Here is an 18,266-nt window from a genome sequence, read left to right as displayed (position 1 = left end):
ACTCTGCTTTTTCTTATTGTTCAACTTCTGTTAGTTTCGCTGCCTTTTCAAGATAGCTTTGATAGGTTCCGTCATCTTTCAGTTTTTGGATAACCTTATCTACTACTGCTTTCAAGTCTGATTGATCCTTCTTGATAGCAACGGCATTGGCTTCACCGTCTTTCATCGTCAAGTTAACAGATGCAACAACAAGGTCTGAGTTTTTACCTGCGTAGCTAAGAGCAACTGGTTCATCCATATGAACAGCATCCACTTTTCCAGCCTGCAATTCATTGACTGCTTCCCCCATATTGGTCAAAGATGTCAACTGGGCATTTGGCAATTGTTCCTTCACCATGGTTTCTGGCACAGTTCCCTTTTGAGCTGCTATATTGGCACTTGCGAGGCTTGAAAGATCCTTGTATTTGTCTAAATCGGCTTTTCTAACCAAGAAACTCATCTTATTTTCATAGTAAGGAACTGAAAAGTCAAAGACTTCCTTTCTCTCATCTGTGGCACTAATACCTGCAATAGCCAAGTCAGCCTTTCCAGTTTGAAGACTGGTCAAGACATTATCAAAACTCATGCTAGAGATTTCAAGTTTAACCCCAAGCTCATCCGCAATCGCTTGAGCCATATCAATATCTGCCCCAACCACTTGGTTTTTACCATCTACCAAGGCTTGGAATTCAAAAGGTGCATAGTCTGGGCTGGTCGCAACAACTAGCTTTCCTTTTTGTTTAATAGCGTCCACAGCAGACTGGGAACTATCTGTTCCTGACTGGCAAGCTACTAAAACCACACTGGCAAGCATGCTACACACAACTAATATCCATTTCTTAAATTTCATAAATAAACGACCTTTCTGTTAATTCTGAATAATTATAACTCTTTTAAAAATAGTTGTCAACCCTTTTAGAGATTTTGATTGTAAAACAATTCTTTTCATAAAAAAAGAAGACTGATTTATTCTAATCAGCCTTTTTTCTGTATATTTAAACCGTTTCTTATAGTTCGACAATCTTACCTGTTTCAAAGTAAACAACCCATTCACAGATATTTTTTGCGTAGTCTCCGATACGTTCCAAGAAAGAAATGACCTGGAAGTAATCACGGCCTGTAACAATAGCTTCAGGATTTTTCTTGATTTCTTCTGTAGCCAATTCACGGATGCTATCAAAGTAATGGTTGATTTTTTCATCCATCGCCGCTACTTCGTAGGCTTGATCCACAGACCCGTTGAGATAAAGATCTAGAGCTGCTTCGACGAAGTTTTTCACGTCGCGTCCCATTTTTTTGATTTCTTCTTCAACAGAAGGGATACGTTGCTCCCCCTTCATACGAATGGTCGCCTCAGCGATAGACACTGCATGATCTCCCATGCGTTCCACGTCTGACACTGCCTTGAGAACGGTCAAGACGGTACGAAGGTCTTGCGAAACAGGTTGTTGGAGGGCGATCATTTCAAATGATTTCTTTTCCAACTTCACTTCATATTCATTTACTTCTGCATCATCTTCGATGACTTCTTTTGCCAAATCACGGTCATGCGTAACAAAGGCACGCACTGTACGATTGATCTGCGAGAGCACTTCTTGTCCCATAGCATAGAACTGGTTGTGCAATTTCTCCAAATCTTCTTCAAATTGAGATCGTAACATCATTCAACTCCTTATCCAAATTTTCCTGTAATATAATCTTCTGTTTCCTTGTTTTGTGGGTCTAGGAACATCTTCTTCGTATCATTAAACTCGATCAAATCCCCATCTAGGAAAAATCCTGTTTTATCAGAGATACGTGAGGCTTGTTGCATCGAACGCGTTACCAAGAGCATGGTGTATTTATCTTTCAGACCATACAAGGTTTCCTCAATCTTACCTGCAGAAATAGGATCCAAAGCTGAAGTTGGTTCATCTAAGAGGATGATTTTCGGACTGGTTGCTAAGACACGAGCTACACAAACACGTTGTTGTTGTCCACCTGAGAGACCAATGGCTGAATCATGCAAACGATCCTTTACTTCATCCCAGATAGAAGCACGTTGCAAGGCCTTTTCTACTGCTTCATCCAAAACATGTTTATCCTTAACCCCATTGATACGCAGCCCATAGACAACATTTTCGTAGATAGACATAGGGAAGGGATTGGGCTGTTGAAAGACCATACCGATTTCCTTACGCAATTCAACCGTATCGGTGCGGGGACTGTAGATATTGTGACCATTATAGACTACTGATCCAGTTGTTGTCACCTCAGGATTTAGATCGCCCATGCGGTTGATGGCTTTGAGCAGGGTGGACTTTCCTGATCCAGAAGGACCAATCAAGGCTGTTATTTCCTTAGGTTGGAAAGAAAGGGAAACACTATTCAAGGCCTTCTTTTTATTGTAATAAACGGACAGGTCTGACACCTGTAAAATCGCTTCTGACATACCGTTTCCTTTCTAACCAAAGTGTCCCGTTACATAGTCATTGGTTGACTGTAACTTAGCATTTTGGAAAATATTGGATGTCTTATCGTACTCAATCAAATCACCCAGGTAGAAAAATCCTGTGTAGTCACTTGCACGCGCAGCCTGTTGCATACTGTGGGTAACGATGATGATGGTAAAGTCCTTCTTCAATTCCAACATGGTTTCTTCCAGCTGGGCTGTCGCAATCGGATCCAAGGCTGACGCCGGTTCATCCATCAAGAGGATATCTGGCTTGACAGAGATGGCACGAGCGATACAGAGACGTTGCTGCTGACCTCCAGAAAGCATCAAGGCTGATTTGTGAAGGTCGTCTTTGACCTGATCCCAAAGGGCAGCCTGTCTTAGAGAGGTTTCTACAATTTCATCAAGTACTTTCTTGTCCTTAACACCTGCACGTTCATGAGCAAAAGTGATGTTGCGATAGATAGACTTAGCAAATGGATTTGGACGTTGGAAGACCATTCCGATATGCTTGCGCATCTCATAGACATTGATTTCTGGACGGTTGACGTCAATCCCTCGGTAGAGGATTTGACCTGTGACCTTGGCAATATCAATGGTATCATTCATCCGATTGAGACTGCGAAGATAAGTAGATTTCCCAGATCCAGAAGGACCAATCAAGGCTGTAATTTTATTTTTTTCAAATTGCATATCGATGCCCTTGATGGATTCATTTTTACCATAGTAAACATGTAAATCCTTGGTAGAGAGGGCCACTTTTTCTTCAGGGAAAGTGATAATATGCTTTTCATCCCAGTTATATTTTGACATGGCTTCTCCTTTAGGCAGCGGTTAATTTCTTGTGTAAATAGCTTCCGAGTTTGCGAGCTCCAAAGTTAAAAATCAAGATAAAGATGAGGAGCACGGCGGCAGAACCAGCAGATACAATGGTAGCATCAGGAATGGTTCCTTCACTGTTGACCTTCCAAATGTGGACAGCCAAGGTTTCTGCTTGACGGAAGATTGAGATAGGGCTGGTAACACTGAGGATATTCCAGTTAGACCAGTCAAGGGCTGGAGCAGATTGTCCTGCCGTATAGATAAGAGCGGCAGCCTCACCAAAGATACGGCCAGAGGCCAAGACAACACCCGTTACGATACCTGGAAGGGCTTCTGGAATGACCACATGGACCACAGTCTCCCAACGAGAAATTCCAAGGGCCAGACCAGCCTCGCGTTGCGTATGGTGAACGTGTTTTAAACTGTCCTCAACATTTCGAGTCATCTGAGGAAGGTTAAAGACTGTCAAGGCCAAGGCACCTGAAATGATTGAAAATCCATACTCAAACTGGACTACAAAGATCAAGTAACCAAAGAGACCCACAACGACTGATGGTAGAGAAGACAAAATCTCAATACAGGTACGAATAAAATTGGTCACAGGTCCTTTTTTGGCATACTCAGCGAGGAAAACGCCAGCTCCCATAGACAGGGGAACAGAAATGATCAAGGTAATGACCAAAAGGAAGAAGGAATTGTAGAGCTGAATCCCGATACCCCCACCTGCTTGATAAGAGGAGGATTTCCCAGTCAAGAAAGACCAAGAGATATGCGGTAACCCTCTCACCAAGATATAGAGAATCAAGGATGCCAAGATGGCAACGATGATACCCGCGATGGTATAGAGGACAGCTGTTGCAAGTTTATCTAATTTCTTAGCGTGCATAGTTTTTCTTTCCTCTTTCTTTCGTAATCAATTTAATCACACTGTTAAAGGCCAAACTCATCAAGAGCAATACCAAGGCCAGTGACCAGAGAACGTTATTATCAACCGTTCCCATGACGGTATTTCCGATACCCATAGTCAATACAGATGTCAAGGTCGCAGCTGGTGTTGTTAGCGAGGTTGGGATAACTGCTGAGTTTCCGACAACCATCTGAATAGCAAGGGCTTCACCAAAGGCACGCGCCATCCCAAAGACCACTGCAGTGAAAATACCTGAACGTGCTGCTTTCAAGGTCACACGCCAGATGGTTTGCCAACGAGTGGCTCCCATAGCTAAACTGGCTTCACGGTAATGACGAGGAACAGCACGTAAGCTGTCTGTTGTCATAAAGGTTACAGTTGGAAGGATCATGACAAAAAGAACGAAAATCCCTGACAAGATCCCAAAACCAGTTCCACCAAAGACACTACGAACAAATGGAACCACAACCTGCAAACCGATAAATCCATAGACAACTGAAGGAATACCGACGAGGAGTTCAATGGCTGGTTGCAAAATCTTTGCACCCTTTGGTGATACTTCGGTCATAAAGACTGCAGCTCCGATAGCAAAGGGAGTTGCGATGAGGGCCGATAAAATCGTCACAATAAAGGAGCCCAAAATCATTGGAAGGGCACCAAATTGTTTCCCTGAAGGATTCCAAGTTTGTCCAAAGAGGAAATCAAAGATGTTGACCCCATTGACAAAGAAGGTCGATAAGCCTTTTTGGGCTACAAAAATCAAAATCATTGCCACAATGATGACAATCAAAGAAAGGCAGGTGAAGGTCAAACCTTTACCAAACTTCTCAAGGCGAGAGTTCTTTGAAGGAGAGAGTAATTTTTTAGATAATTCTTCTTGATTCATTATTGACCTCCTTCTACTGCTATGACGGTACCTGAAGCATCCTTTTGGACTTTCATTTCATTGATTGAGATATAGCCCATGCCCTTAACAATCCCATTTTGGGCTTTATCTGAGAGGACGAAATTCAGGAATTCAGTAGCTAACTCATTAGGCTGACCAAGTGTGTACATATGTTCATAAGACCACAAAGGCCAATTATTAGTCGTTACATTCTCAGATGTAGGTTCATAGCCATTCAGTTTCATGCTTTTCACGGAGTCATCTACATAGGCAAAAGCCAGGTAAGAAATGGCTCCAGGCGTTTGGGATACAATGGACTTGACCATCCCATTAGAATCCTGTTCTTGACTCTGCATTGCCGCTTGGCCATTCATAACCACAGTATCAAACGTCGCTCGTGAACCAGAACTTGCTGCTCGGTTGATGATTGAAATAGCTAAGTCTTTGCCCCCAACTTCTTTCCAGTTGGTCACTTCACCAGTAAAGATCTTGCGAAGTTGCTCGGTTGTGAGATTTTCAACATCCACTTCCTTGTTTACAATCACTGCAAGACCAGCCACTGCAACCTTGTGGTCTACTAGAGCTGAAGCATCGATTCCCTCTTTTTCCTCTGCAAAGACGTCAGAGTTCCCGATGTCAACTGCTCCAGACTGGACTTGGGATAGGCCTGTACCCGATCCACCACCTTGAACATTGACTGTTTTTCCGATGTTTCTAGAACCAAATTCATCTGCTGCCGCTTCGACAAGAGGCTGAAGAGCAGTTGAACCAACGGCTGTCATGGATTCTCCACGATCAATCCAGCTAGCACATCCTGCTAGAGAACCTGCCATCAAAAGAGCTGCAAGAGACATGACGAGCTTTTTTCTTTTTTTCACTGTTATTCTCCTTGAACATAATGATAAATGTTCTGATTTCTTCCGTTTGTCCTGATCATCCAATCATCATCAATGATTGTCCCGCTTTATTTTATCTAGACATTCTTAGGAGCGGGAAATTCCATCGTATAATATAAGTAATAATGAAAGACTATCAGAAAAAACTCATACTTCCACTATAACATAGAATAGGCTCTTTGACTAGCTTTTTCACCTGAATCTGAGTCCTTTTGGATAATAATTTTTCAAAACATTTCCCGTTACCTTGGCAAAGCCTAATCCATTTCCTTGAACCACAACTTGGTACCAGCCATTTGGTCGATCTTCAGCCAATTGAACAGTCTCACCAGCCACATATTTTACAAAGTCCTCATCATTGATTTCGACACTTTGTTTTACTTGACTTGGTTTCAAGGCTAATCCGAGAGCAAAGCTTGGTTCAAAACGCTTCTTCTTAAAAGTACCCAGATGGAGCCCATTTCGGGCAATTTTGAGTTTCCCTAGATCAGGTAGCATCTCTGGCAAGAGATAGAGTTGATCTCCAAAAGTTTGCAAGATACCAGTTAGATTGATCCGCAAGTGTTTTTGGGCAAATTCTTGCCACAAGGCCAGCTGTTCACGACTGAGATTGCTCTTGCTAGCTTTGAATTTAGGTGCTGGATTTTGTCCCTTAAACTGCAGGTGGGCAACAAACTGGCCTTCTCCCTTGAAATGATGAGGGTACATTCGAGACGTTTCAGGAAGATCAATTCCTGCTACCATACCATTCACATGCTCGACTGGAAGCAATTCAAAATCATAAGTATCCAGCAACCAGTGGACGATTTCTTCATTTTCCTCAGGTGCCCAAGTACAGGTCGAATAGACCAAACGACCACCTTCAGCAAGCATGCTCACTGCATCTTCTAAAATTTCCCTTTGGAGACTAGCACATTGGCTCGGATAATCGAAGCTCCAATAATCCATGGCATCGGGCTGCTTACGAAACATCCCTTCACCCGAGCAAGGTGCATCAAGGACAATCACATCAAAGTAACCTTTAAAAACCTTGGCCAAGCGGTCAGCAGATTCATTGGTCACAACAACGTTTGTCGCTCCAAATCGCTCCATATTTTCCACTAAAATTTTAGCACGCTTGCTTGAGATTTCGTTGGAAACAAGGACTCCCTGATTAGCCAGATAAGCTGCTAGTTGAGTGGATTTTCCACCTGGTGCTGCCGCCAAGTCCAAGACCTTCATACCAGGACTTGGTTGAGCTACCTGGGCCACCATTTGGGCTGCAGGCTCTTGCGAATAAACAAGACCGGTCGCATGCTCTGGTGACTTTCCAGAAACCTTACCATAATACCCCCAAGGTGTATGGGGAATAGCATCAGCAAACGATAACTGACTTTCTTTTAAGGGATTGACCCGAAAAGCCGAAACCGCTTCTTGTTTAAAAGAGGCAAGAAAGTCTCTTGCCTCATCTTCTAGTATCGCTTCATATTTTTCAACAAATCCTTCTGGAAATTGCATTTAGTTCTCTTTCCTTTCGTAGATATAAGACTGAATCTCTTCTTGCATCTCGATTGGCACCATCATGACAGGCTGACGCGTTTTAAAATCAGCGGGCTCACCTGATACCGTAAGAAGGCGATAACCCAGACTTTCCCCTAAGATACTGGCCGCAGCGTAATCCCATGGTTGCAAGTAGGTAATATAAGTCAGAAGACGACCCGATAAAACCTTTGCAAAACTAATGGCCGCACTGCCGTAAACACGGACACCCAACGCTGCTCGCCCCAAATCCGCCAAGCCCCACTCATTGCTTTCAAACATACCTGAGTTACCGGCAACTAAAAATTCTTGAAGAGGTTTCTTTTTAAAAGGCGGTAAGGGATCATTATTACGACATGGAGGAAAGGCACCACCACCATGGTAACAATCGCCTTTCATGACATCATAGATGACACCAAATTTGCCCACACCAACCTCAAAATAAGCCAACATCACGGCAAAATCTTCCTGCTGGGCGATAAAGTTATTGGTACCGTCAATGGGATCAATCACCCAAACGGAACCTTGACCGACTGCAGCACGTAAACAACCCTCTTCCGCGCAAATCAAATCCTCAGGATAGGTGGACTTGATCCGATCAACCAAGAGTTGCTGGACCTCCTTATCCAAACGTGTCACCAAGTCAGTAGGTGAAGACTTGCGCTCAACCTGCAAATCTTCTTTCATGTGAGCCAAAATATAGTCAGTAGCTTCCTGCACAATCTGTTTGGCAAATTCAAATTTAGTTTCCAAGAGAAATCTTCCCTTCTCTTTTTTCTTTTGCTAATTGAACTGCATGATAGAAGGAATAACCGCTAGCCGTCTCAAATTCGCGACCTAGCCGCTTTTCTTCGCTTTTGCTTGGAACGACAGACTTAAATTCCTTATAAGAATCTAGCAGTTTTTTTGCTTCTACCTTATCTTCATAAGCAGCTTCAACATCATTAAAAAAAGAAAGCACTGAAGCAAGTTCTTCAGTGCTCCACGACAAATCTAGTGGGTAACTATACTGTTTGTTCATCTATCCTATACCAGCTCTCAATGTTGCTTCTTTCAATTCTTGTTTACGGTAACTACGAGGGAGAAAAGCACGAATCTCATCTTCATTAAAACCGATCTGCATGCGTTTGGTATCTATAATAATTGGGCGACGCAAAAGACTAGGATATTGCTCAATCAACTGAAGCAACTCCGATACCGAGATACTCTCTACATCAATATCTAATTTTTGGAAGATTTTTGAACGAGTTGAAATGATGTCATCAGTACCATTTTCGGTCAAGGAAAGAATATGTTGTAATTCTTTTCTTGTTAAAGGACTAGTCATAATATTATGCTCTTGAAAGGGCACTTTATGCGTCTCTAACCAAGCCTTTGCCTTACGACATGATGTACAACTCGGTGATAAAAATAGTGTAATCATGCTTTTCTCTTCTTTTATCTATACTTGCTATTTCTATTATACAAAAAAATAAAGCGCTTGACTAGGTATTTTTAGAAAAAAAGCCTATTTTTTCATAGAAAATAGACTGTTTTCTGCAAAAATCTCCTGCTTTGCAAGTTTATCTTTAGGATAACCTAACAATAAATAGGGAGCAGAGCAACTTCTCTCGTTTTTTATTAAAAATACAGAATTTTTTCCACTATTTCTTTGAAGCTTTAACAAGAAGGAAACCTAATATTCCTTCATACAAAGCAAAGAAAAGTACAAAGGCATGGAGGAAGAAAATCTCTGGTAAAATCAGAATAACTCGATCCTTTGCTGGATCAAAAAGCCAAGTATCATCTCCCACAAAGAGAATCTGATGGAAAAGAGTAAAGAATTGCTCAAAACCAATCAACACTCCCACAAGCCCAATGGCGAGAGGTAATAGCACTAGAGCCAGGATACTTTTACGATATAGGGGCAAAAAGCCTTTTTTCACAATCTTTCTAACAAAGAAATAGAAACTTGGAAGTGTCACCAAAGTGACCAGCTGAACCAAGTGGAAGAGATTCTTCACCACCTCAAAATGGTGTAAACCTGCAGCTGATGAACGAAAATCTGGCATCTCTAAGACCTGACTAAAGGGATTGGTCAGGTAATTCATCAAGATATGAAAATTGTACTGAATGGTTTCGGGCTTTAGATAGACTCGATCCGCTAAGTTCAGCCACTGAATTTCCAAAGGATAGAAAATCCATGCCAGATAAATGGTTAAGAGAATAGAAATGGAAAGGAGAAAGAGCATACTTCCCCAAAAGGTCAGTTTAGTTTTCATCAAAATTCCACTCCTCAAGGCTAGAAAGCACATGTGTTGGTGCAATTGGCAGGTCCGCGACTTCTTCTGCCTTGGTAAAACCTGTCGTCACCAAGAGCGTTGGAATGCCATTGTCAATTCCTGCTCGGATATCTGTCAGGTAGTTATCCCCAACCATGAGCAATTCTTCTCTTTTCAAGCCCAAGTGCTCAACTGCCTTATCCATAATGATAGCATTTGGTTTTCCGATATAAACTGGTTTGACCCGTGTAGCGACTTCAAGAAGTGTTACAAGTGAACCAGCACCTGGCAAAAGACCACGTTCTGTCGGGATATTGAGGTCTGGATTGGTTCCGATAAAATGAGCACCCTTTTGGATGGCTAGAGTCGCCGTTGCAAATTTTTCATAGTCGACTTGCCAGTCCAGTCCAACTACCACATAGGCTGGATTTTCCTTGTCTTCGACATAACCAGCCGCCTGAATGGCATCCTTGAGTCCTGCTTCTCCGATAACATAGACTGTTTTTTCTAGTCCCAAGTCATTCATATAGTCGATGGTTGCCAAAGTCGCTGTGTAAACAGTCGATAGAGGCGTGTTGATATTAAAATTCTGAGCCAACATCTCTTGAACGCTCTCAGGAGTACGAGTTGTATTGTTGGTTACAAAGAGATAGGGAATCTCTCGCTTCTGCAATTCATGCACAAAAGCCTCTCCCGCTGGAATCCGGTCCTTCCCCTTGTAAATGGTTCCGTCTAAATCAATTAAATAACCTTTATAAGCCATATCGCTCTTTCTAATTGCCTTCAATTTCTTGCCAAGTAATCATAGCTTGGGCATTGATCTCGCCATCACTAATAATCTCATGCTTGCTTTCTAGTCCCTTGAGTTCATACGCTGAAGTAATCATGCCACCTGGTCGCACTTCTTTGACATACTTGAGATTGATTTTCTTTGGAATATACTTGGTCAAAAAGTCTGCTCCCATAACCTCAAAAATCCAATCCAGGTATTTACTGTTATTAACATGACCATTCATATCCAAGTCGTAAAAACGAACATGGTAGTCTTTACTGATCGGATCTTCTAGATTTACATACTTTGGCCCACGGATGAGTTTTTTATCAAACTCAGACTGGTAAGGTGCAACAATCTCCGGTTCTACAGCATGGACTTTCCGACTATCTCTGTCCATGAGAACAAAGGTTGCTACCATGCGAATGATTTCTTGACCTGCTTCATCATAGATAGTGAAACGGCGGTAGCAAAAAAGACGATTGTAAGTCAATGCTTCTGTTTCAATCGTAATCTCTTCAGCAAAGCGAGGCAAGCGAACCACTTCAATTTCATAATCCGTGATAATCCAGACCAGATTGTAACGCTCCAATACGTCCTTGTCACTGACTCCTAGCTCAATCGACTGCATACCTGATACTTGCAGGGACAGCAAAATCACATCTGGAAGTTTGATATGACCGTTCATGTCCGCCATATCAAAAGGAATTTTCATTTTCATTTGATAAGTTAAACCCATTGTTCTACTCCAAAATAAATCGTTCTGCTACAGTGTCTCCCAAGAAGAGACCCCTCTTTGTCATTCGGACACGGTCACCGTCGACCTGCATGAGTCCTTGTTGAACCAAGTCTCTGATGATTTCGCCATAAAGTCCATCAAAGGATCGTCCGAATTTCTCCTCAAATCGCGCCATAGAAACCCCGGATTTTTTCCGGAGGCCTAGGAACATTTCTTCTTCCATCTGCTCCCTTTGACTCAGGTGTTCTTCTGTAATCCGAGTATTTCCTTCCTCTACTGCATTGAGATAGTGGCGGATAGGACCGTGGTTTTTATAACGTACCCCGTTCACATAACCTGAAGCACCCGCACCGATACCATAATACTCGGCATTGTCCCAGTACATGAGATTGTGGCGACTTTCAAAGCCGGGTTTAGAGAAATTTGAAATCTCATAATGCTCAAAACCAGCTCGCTCCAGTTCTGCGATGATGTACTCAAACATCTCTGCTTCTAACTCTTCCTTGGGCAGGGGCAATTTCCCGCGTCTCATGCGGTTCATAAAGACCGTATGATTCTCCAAAATCAAGCTATAAAGACTCATATGAGGAATATCAAGCGAGATAGCCTTAGCTACATTGTCTTTGATCTGAGCCATCGTTTGACCAGGAAGAGCGTAGATTAGATCGATGGAAATATTGTCAAAACCAGCCAGTTTGAGGCGATCGATATTCTCATAAATATCCTTTTCCAAATGACTGCGCCCAATTTTTTTCAGCATTTTGTTATCAAAAGTCTGCACGCCTAGTGAAACACGATTGACAGCCGAGTTTTTCAAAACCGCAATCTTATCCGCGTCCAAATCGCCTGGATTGGCCTCAATGGTCAACTCTTCTAAGACAGACAAGTCCAAGTGTTTAGTCAAGCCATCCAAGAGCACTTCTAGTTGTGGAGCTGACAAAGCCGTTGGTGTCCCACCTCCAATATAGAGGGTTCGCAATTTTTGGATATCATAAGAACGAAACTCTTCTAGCAGATGCTCCAAATAACTATCTACTGGTTGATTCTTAATAAACACCTTTGAAAAGTCACAATAATAACAAATCTGTGTGCAAAAGGGAATATGCACATAGGCTGATGTTGGTTTTTTCTGCATAGTATTTATTATACCACAAAGACTGCTTTCCAGATAAAAATCACCATCTCTAGAACCAGAGATGGTGATGTTTTATTCTTCTGTAATATCAATAATAATCTCTTCTTCGTCTTCTACGATATCTGGAGTTGCTGACTGGTCTTGCCATTGCTCCTTGAGATTGTTAAAGGTTTCTTTCGATGCTTCTGTCGCTTGTCGTGCACATGTTTTGGCTTGATCAAGGACGCTATCAAAAGTGATTTCACCAGATTCTACTTGTTCCTTTGTTTTCAGCACAAAGTCCGTTGCTTGTTCCTTCACTTCTGTCAATTTCTCACAGACTTGCTCTTTGGCATATTCTGGATCTTCTCTCAAATCATCTAGAAAATCCTGAGCTTGACTACAAACTTGCTTACCCTTGTCACTCGTCAAAAACAAAGCAAGAGCTGCACCTGAAACTGTTCCTAAAAGGATAGAGGATAATTTTCCCATAAGATTTCTCCTTTTTTATTTTTTGAAAAATTTACTTGCGACACGGAGTGCAGATAATCCAGCACCCGTCTTAAGTGTTTTTGATCCAGCAGATGAAGCCTTTTTACCTAAAACACGTGCATGTTGGTTGAGATCAGATACTGACTCAGATAAGTCAGCCACCGCCGTAAAGAGTGGATCAATCGTCGCAACTTTGATATTGATATCGTCTGCTAACACATTGACCTTAGCCAACAATTCATTGGTCTGATGCAAGGTAACGTTCACATCTGAGCTCAACGTTTTGATGGTTTTCTCTGTTTCATCAATCATACGACCTGCTTTTTGAATCGTGATTGTCAAATAAACTAAACAGACAATCAAAGCAATCGCAACAAGTATATATGCAACTTCTAACATTTATTTTTCCTCCTCATTATGATAGAAAGGGGCTTTCTTTCGATTTTGATAAAGTATGATAAAAATACCGAGTCCGATAAGGACAACTGATAACCATTGGGAAACTCGCAGACCAAAGAACATGAGACTATCTGTCCGCATTCCTTCGATGATCATACGACCAAAACCATACCAAATCAAGTAGAAAGCAGTAATATGACCACGTCTGATTCCCTTTAATTTTCGTCTAAAAATCAGAATCAAAGCAAATCCAATCAGATTCCAAACCGACTCATATAAGAAGGTCGGCTGACGGTAGCTACCATCAATGTACATCTGGTCACGGATAAAGCCTGGCAAATAATCCAGATTATCTACCGCTGCACCGTAGGCTTCTTGGTTAAAGAAGTTCCCCCAACGCCCTAAACTCTGGGCAACCATGACGCTCGGTGCTGCAATGTCTAAGAAATCCCAAGTATTAATCAACTTTCTATCTGCAAAGATATAAAGAACAATAGCGCCCGCTATCAAACCTCCGTAAATGGCCAAACCACCATTCCAGATGGCGATGATTTCACCTGGATTTTGAAGATAATAATCTAAGCGAAAGAGTACGTAGTATAGTCTAGCACCTAAAATAGCTACCGGAAAAGCAATCAGTATAAAATCCAAAATATCATCTGACAGGATTTTCTTTTTAGGAGCTTCTTTCATCGCAAGATAGACTGCCAAAACCAAACCAGCTACAATACACAAAGCATACCAACGAATAGCAAAGGGACCAATTTCAAATGCGACTGGATTAATCATGTTTCACCTCATTTTGAGCGATTAGATTTGTCAAGCGTTCTTCAAATAAACGCGTCGCATCAAAGCCCATTTCTTTAGCACGATAGTTCATGGCAGCCGCCTCAATAACAACGGAGATATTGCGTCCTGTTTTTACTGGGATGCGGATACGCGGAATCGTTACACCAGAAACCTCGAGTTCTTCAGCATTATTTCCTAGACGGTCAAAGGTCTTATGCGTATCATAATTTTCCAAATAAACTGCTAGCTGAACTTGTGAAGAATCTTTTACAGCACTCGCACCATAGAGACTCATGATATCGATAATCCCAACTCCACGAATCTCAAGTAAATGCTTCAAGATTTCAGCAGGTTCGCCCCAAAGAGTCATCTCATCCTTAGAATAAATATCTACACGATCGTCTGCTACTAGGCGGTGTCCACGCTTCACAAGCTCAAGACCTGTCTCGCTCTTACCGATACCACTATCCCCTTGGATCAAGACACCCATGCCATAGATATCCATCAAGACACCATGCACACTGGTACGTTTAGCCAAACGGGAATCAAGGTAGCTAGAAAGTTCTCCAGATAAACGGCTGGTTGCTGTTCGGCTAGTTAAAATTGCAATCTTGCATTCTCTAGCAGCCCTTAACATTTCCTCTGGAACTACCAGACCACGAGCCACGATAACCGCAGGTGTTTCAGGTAGAAACATTTTCTTCAAAACTTGATAACGGTTCTGGGCAGGCATGGCAACTAAATAGGACCACTCCTTCATCCCTAACAGCTGAATCCGTTCTGGTGTATAGTAATCAAAATAGCCCGTCATTTCAAGACCAGGTCTCATAATGTCCGCAGTATTGATTTCTTTTTCAAGTAATTCGCCTTCACCATAGACAATATCTAGTCTGAGTTTTTCAATGACATCTCTTACTAAAACCGACATAATTTCCTCCTTCAATCGAGTTCTCCTTACTATTATATCAAATTGTAGTTGGAAGTTTCCTTTTTTTGCAGGATTTACAGTATTTATTTGATGTTGCTTGGGAAAATATTTGACTAGTAAGTCTTTTCGTACTCTTTTAAATTAACCGAGACAAATCTACTGCAAATCGGTCAACGTCTATCACCAAGTCCCTTCCAGATTTTTCTAAGTAAATTCTTGGAAGACCTTTTGTTAACATTCTGTTTGCATCAACCATATCTTGAGAATAAGTATAGAACTGTTGACCTTTTGGAAACTGATTTCGAACTTGCCATTCTTCAAACTCCTTCAAAAAAGTCTTATGAGACGGCATGCTGACTTCTTCAAACAAGGAATGGTCAAAAAATCGTACCAATCGATATAGACCATGAATCTCATCCGCAAAGCACTTATCAATTTTTTCATAAGGGTAACCTCGTCTCTGATAAGCTTGGCATAAACTTTGTAAGGACTCACTTAATGCAACTGCATCTTTTCTTGCCAAGTTTATAAAATACCGAACAGAAAATTCTTCCATACCAGTTCGTTTTTTCTTCCCTAAAAACTGTTGTGCACGCAAGAGAGACTCGGATAATCTTTCTTCATCTTGATAATAAAGAGCGTATAAAATATTAATCACATTTTCTGGATAATAAGTTCCTTTCAACAAGGGTAAATCTTTGGGGATGAATGATGGAATGACTGAAAAATCGTTACAAGCAAAAGAGGTAAACAAGCCTTTCAAAATCCCATCTGTGTAAATGGTTCCACTTGCCAACAAACCACCTCTCATCAACTCGGTTCTTCCTGTTTGCCATAGAGCGTTGTTTAACTGCTTATAATCCCCATCTAAAAACGCAGCATAATAGGCAAAATATTTAATATCATCTAGCAATAAGCTACTGTACAATTTTACCCTTAAAACCTTGTCAGACGATACTTTTGAATCGGTCAAATACTTTTCAAAAATTCTTTGGTTTGACTCTTCAAATTCCTTCCAATCGATCGGATCAGCACAATAACCCCAATTTTCCAAGTGATTTTCACGCATTTTTTGATATTCTTTTATATACTCTCTCATAACAATTCATTTCTCTAAACATTGTGCAAAAAAAGACTAGACAAGTCTAGCCTTTCATTTCAAATTAGAATTTTTTACGTTTACGAGCTGCTTCTGATTTACGTTTACGTTTTACAGAAGGTTTTTCATAGAATTCACGTTTGCGTGTTTCTTGAAGAGTACCAGCTTTAGTAACCGCACGTTTGAAACGACGAAGTGCATCGTCAAGAGATTCATTCTTACGTACTACTGTTTTAGACATTTTTTTCACTCCCTTCAAGTTCAAGATCTATTCCATTTTACACGCAAAATGAATATTTGTCAAGGGAAAACTGCCATAAACTTATATTATCTTCCCTTTTCTTTTTAAAAGAGATAATGTATTAGAATAGATGTCATAATAGCGAAAAAAATTATTTTAATCCTGTTCAGAAACAACTTTTATTTCTTTATCATTTACAATAACAGCTTGTAAATTGTTCATTCGTATTAAGTCGAGCTGATTTTTATAGGTTTCAAAGGTCTTCTTGCTACTATCAGTAAAAGGTTCCTCACCATAATGTGGAAGGATATAAAAATCCACTTCATCCAATCCCGCTGTATCCGATAACTCTGTCGCTACCGTCTTGTCGTCCATGAGTTTATTGTAGTCAATATCCTTGGCTGTAATGATAGCCCCTGCTGATTCTCCCACATAGACCAACCCATCTCTTATTTGCTCTTTGATGAGAGGTAAGAGTTGCTTTTTCTTTAATTCTTGCAATAAATAAAATGTATTCCCGCCTGAGATATAAAGAATCTTACTTTGGAAAATCTTTGCCTGTGCAGTTTCTCGATCACAAGAAGCAATATCTAGAACCTCTATCTCAAATCCTAAATCTCTGAATGTTTGCTGAGCCTCATCGATATAGGCAGTATAGTCCTCTTTGTTCCCAGCGGTAGGAATAAATAAAACCTTATTTTCTAGATTCTTTTCCTTTGCATAATCGCTAAAAAGCTTTTTGACTCCAGCAAAGTATGAACATAAAAATAATTGTTTCATGACTGTACCTCCATTAATGTTTAACAATTTTATAAAGGATCCATGATCCCTTTCTTTGACTAGTTACGAGCTCAAACCCTACTGATAACAAGAATCGTCTAAATGCTTCTTCGCTTTGCACCTCTGGTAAAAAGTAAGATAACTTGTTATACTCACAAGCTAGTAAGAGTATCCCGTCTGATTTGAGTATTCTTCGAAGTTCCATAAAAGAAGCCTCTAGATCCTGCCAATGAAAATGAGTTTGAAAAGCTGTGATTAAATCAACACTTTCATCAGAAAAACCTGTCTCCCTAACATCTCTTCGTTCAAAATTTAGATTAGTCATCTCTATCTGTTTGGCTTGAGCTATTGCTACATCTGAAATATCAATTCCAGTTATAGTACTTTGCGGAAAAGTTTCTTTCAGTAGGATGGTTGAACGGCCATTCCCAACTCCTACATCTAAGATTACAGGGTAAAATGTCCTATCCAGATGACGAATTGCCCATACAAACATGGGGAGATAGGCTCGATTCCATAATTTCATCATTCGTTTTCCTAGAAAGCCCGAAGGATTCTTTGATTGCTGAATTAAGCGACTAAACAGAAACATTAAAAGTAAAAAACAAATAAAACCGAATATATAAATCAAAATCGAGCCTCCCCGTATAGCTATATTATACCACTTTAGTAAAATTGTGAATAATTGATGCAAAATAATTAAACGATTTTCAAACCAATCACCAAAAAGAGAGAACCAATTGGTTCTCTCTTTCTGTTAGACTGACATCTTCTTAGATAGTAATGAATGTAATCATTTCAATCAAGTATCTAAAACAACTTACTTGATGACTTTCGCCACTAATTATTCTTCCTCAGATTTTTTTCTTTGAGCTAGAGAAATTAATCCCATACCTGATAAAGCAGCCAATAGACCAGCTGTCAAGTGAGATGTCTCCTCAGAACCCGTATTTGGAAGAGTTTTAGCAGTTCTTTCTTCTGTAATACCTTGTTGTTCTGGATTTTCAACTACAGGAAGTTCTACTACGGTTGGAGTATAGAATCCTGAAATGATATTTCCATTGCGATCTTTACGGATCACTTTCACACCTTTGGCTTGTCCTACAAAGTCTGCCTCAGGAGTAAAGGTGACGGTGCCATCTGGTGAGATTACATAAGTTCCTTCACCTGGAACGACTTTTTCAGTTGTTCCATCTTCAAAGGTTGGCGG

The 18,266-nt window shown here is 40.8% G+C and carries 24 protein-coding genes; all 24 read right to left on the bottom strand.

The annotated features are described in order from the left end of the window. Nucleotides 1-13: 13 nt before the first annotated feature. Nucleotides 14-829, bottom strand: coding sequence for an ABC transporter substrate-binding protein (locus B7714_RS04445; protein WP_084859752.1), 816 nt, complete (start codon nucleotides 827-829; stop codon nucleotides 14-16). Nucleotides 830-986: 157 nt separating this feature from the next. After that, nucleotides 987-1,640, bottom strand: a complete 654-nt coding sequence (phoU, locus tag B7714_RS04440) for a phosphate signaling complex protein PhoU (protein WP_000946470.1) — start codon at nucleotides 1,638-1,640, stop codon at nucleotides 987-989. 11 nt (nucleotides 1,641-1,651) lie between these two features. After that, the gene (pstB, locus tag B7714_RS04435) at nucleotides 1,652-2,410 is read right to left on the bottom strand and encodes a phosphate ABC transporter ATP-binding protein PstB (protein ID WP_001287327.1); all 759 of its coding nucleotides are present in this window, start codon (nucleotides 2,408-2,410) and stop codon (nucleotides 1,652-1,654) included. A gap of 12 nt (nucleotides 2,411-2,422) precedes the next feature. Next, nucleotides 2,423-3,226 (bottom strand): phosphate ABC transporter ATP-binding protein PstB, encoded by an 804-nt coding sequence (gene pstB / locus B7714_RS04430; protein WP_000049851.1) that lies wholly within the window; start codon nucleotides 3,224-3,226, stop codon nucleotides 2,423-2,425. Nucleotides 3,227-3,236: 10 nt separating this feature from the next. Next, nucleotides 3,237-4,121 carry a phosphate ABC transporter permease PstA gene (gene pstA / locus B7714_RS04425; RefSeq protein ID WP_000543050.1) on the bottom strand — a complete coding sequence of 295 codons (885 nt, stop codon included), beginning with the start codon at nucleotides 4,119-4,121 and terminating at the stop codon, nucleotides 3,237-3,239. Beyond that, complete coding sequence (pstC, locus tag B7714_RS04420) at nucleotides 4,111-5,028, bottom strand: phosphate ABC transporter permease subunit PstC (RefSeq protein ID WP_001070951.1); 918 nt, start codon at nucleotides 5,026-5,028, stop codon at nucleotides 4,111-4,113. Before pstC ends, pstA begins: the two co-directional genes overlap by 11 nt. Then, nucleotides 5,028-5,906, bottom strand: coding sequence for a phosphate ABC transporter substrate-binding protein PstS (locus B7714_RS04415; RefSeq protein WP_084859751.1), 879 nt, complete (start codon nucleotides 5,904-5,906; stop codon nucleotides 5,028-5,030). The genes pstC and B7714_RS04415 overlap by 1 nt, the downstream gene beginning before the upstream one ends. Nucleotides 5,907-6,116: 210 nt before the next feature. After that, nucleotides 6,117-7,421, bottom strand: a complete 1,305-nt coding sequence (locus B7714_RS04410) for an RsmF rRNA methyltransferase first C-terminal domain-containing protein (protein WP_084859750.1) — start codon at nucleotides 7,419-7,421, stop codon at nucleotides 6,117-6,119. Then, on the bottom strand, nucleotides 7,422-8,195 hold the full coding sequence (locus tag B7714_RS04405) for an inositol monophosphatase family protein (RefSeq protein WP_084859749.1): 774 nt from the start codon (nucleotides 8,193-8,195) through the stop codon (nucleotides 7,422-7,424). Further along, nucleotides 8,185-8,463: a UPF0223 family protein gene (locus B7714_RS04400; RefSeq protein WP_001041959.1), complete on the bottom strand. Its 279-nt coding sequence runs from the start codon at nucleotides 8,461-8,463 to the stop codon at nucleotides 8,185-8,187. Before B7714_RS04400 ends, B7714_RS04405 begins: the two co-directional genes overlap by 11 nt. Next, entirely contained in the window at nucleotides 8,464-8,865 is a 402-nt protein-coding gene (locus B7714_RS04395) for a Spx/MgsR family RNA polymerase-binding regulatory protein (RefSeq protein ID WP_000631261.1), read from the bottom strand. It lies immediately after the preceding gene. Between the two features lie 220 nt (nucleotides 8,866-9,085). Beyond that, nucleotides 9,086-9,703: a TIGR01906 family membrane protein gene (locus B7714_RS04385; protein WP_084859747.1), complete on the bottom strand. Its 618-nt coding sequence runs from the start codon at nucleotides 9,701-9,703 to the stop codon at nucleotides 9,086-9,088. Continuing rightward, nucleotides 9,693-10,466 carry a TIGR01457 family HAD-type hydrolase gene (locus B7714_RS04380; RefSeq protein ID WP_084859746.1) on the bottom strand — a complete coding sequence of 258 codons (774 nt, stop codon included), beginning with the start codon at nucleotides 10,464-10,466 and terminating at the stop codon, nucleotides 9,693-9,695. Before B7714_RS04380 ends, B7714_RS04385 begins: the two co-directional genes overlap by 11 nt. Before the next feature lie 10 nt (nucleotides 10,467-10,476). After that, the gene (locus tag B7714_RS04375; RefSeq protein ID WP_084859745.1) at nucleotides 10,477-11,214 is read right to left on the bottom strand and encodes an acyl-[acyl-carrier-protein] thioesterase; all 738 of its coding nucleotides are present in this window, start codon (nucleotides 11,212-11,214) and stop codon (nucleotides 10,477-10,479) included. Between the two features lie 4 nt (nucleotides 11,215-11,218). Next, nucleotides 11,219-12,349 (bottom strand): radical SAM family heme chaperone HemW, encoded by a 1,131-nt coding sequence (gene hemW, locus B7714_RS04370; protein ID WP_084859744.1) that lies wholly within the window; start codon nucleotides 12,347-12,349, stop codon nucleotides 11,219-11,221. A gap of 72 nt (nucleotides 12,350-12,421) precedes the next feature. After that, nucleotides 12,422-12,820: a YtxH domain-containing protein gene (locus tag B7714_RS04365; RefSeq protein ID WP_084859743.1), complete on the bottom strand. Its 399-nt coding sequence runs from the start codon at nucleotides 12,818-12,820 to the stop codon at nucleotides 12,422-12,424. Between the two features lie 15 nt (nucleotides 12,821-12,835). After that, the gene (locus tag B7714_RS04360) at nucleotides 12,836-13,219 is read right to left on the bottom strand and encodes a DUF948 domain-containing protein (RefSeq protein ID WP_044020521.1); all 384 of its coding nucleotides are present in this window, start codon (nucleotides 13,217-13,219) and stop codon (nucleotides 12,836-12,838) included. Beyond that, nucleotides 13,220-14,008 (bottom strand): prolipoprotein diacylglyceryl transferase, encoded by a 789-nt coding sequence (gene lgt, locus B7714_RS04355; protein WP_044020520.1) that lies wholly within the window; start codon nucleotides 14,006-14,008, stop codon nucleotides 13,220-13,222. Next, complete coding sequence (gene hprK / locus B7714_RS04350) at nucleotides 14,001-14,936, bottom strand: HPr(Ser) kinase/phosphatase (protein ID WP_000115190.1); 936 nt, start codon at nucleotides 14,934-14,936, stop codon at nucleotides 14,001-14,003. The genes lgt and hprK overlap by 8 nt, the downstream gene beginning before the upstream one ends. Nucleotides 14,937-15,072: 136 nt before the next feature. After that, on the bottom strand, nucleotides 15,073-16,035 hold the full coding sequence (locus B7714_RS04345; RefSeq protein WP_084859742.1) for a hypothetical protein: 963 nt from the start codon (nucleotides 16,033-16,035) through the stop codon (nucleotides 15,073-15,075). A gap of 64 nt (nucleotides 16,036-16,099) precedes the next feature. Then, nucleotides 16,100-16,276, bottom strand: coding sequence for a 30S ribosomal protein S21 (rpsU, locus tag B7714_RS04340; protein ID WP_000048054.1), 177 nt, complete (start codon nucleotides 16,274-16,276; stop codon nucleotides 16,100-16,102). A 156-nt stretch (nucleotides 16,277-16,432) separates the two neighbouring features. After that, entirely contained in the window at nucleotides 16,433-17,056 is a 624-nt protein-coding gene (locus tag B7714_RS04335) for a Type 1 glutamine amidotransferase-like domain-containing protein (RefSeq protein ID WP_084859741.1), read from the bottom strand. 13 nt (nucleotides 17,057-17,069) lie between these two features. Next, nucleotides 17,070-17,687 (bottom strand): class I SAM-dependent methyltransferase, encoded by a 618-nt coding sequence (locus tag B7714_RS04330; protein WP_044020517.1) that lies wholly within the window; start codon nucleotides 17,685-17,687, stop codon nucleotides 17,070-17,072. Nucleotides 17,688-17,900: 213 nt separating this feature from the next. Beyond that, nucleotides 17,901-18,266: LPXTG cell wall anchor domain-containing protein (locus B7714_RS04325; protein ID WP_142358017.1), on the bottom strand; the 366-nt coding region annotated here is incomplete at its 5' end.

Origin of the sequence: Streptococcus oralis subsp. oralis, assembly GCF_002096595.1 — a bacterium.
GTDB lineage: Bacteria > Bacillota > Bacilli > Lactobacillales > Streptococcaceae > Streptococcus > Streptococcus oralis_D.
The sequence above is the reverse complement of the archived record's forward strand: the minus strand, read 5'-3'. Positions and strand labels throughout refer to the sequence as shown.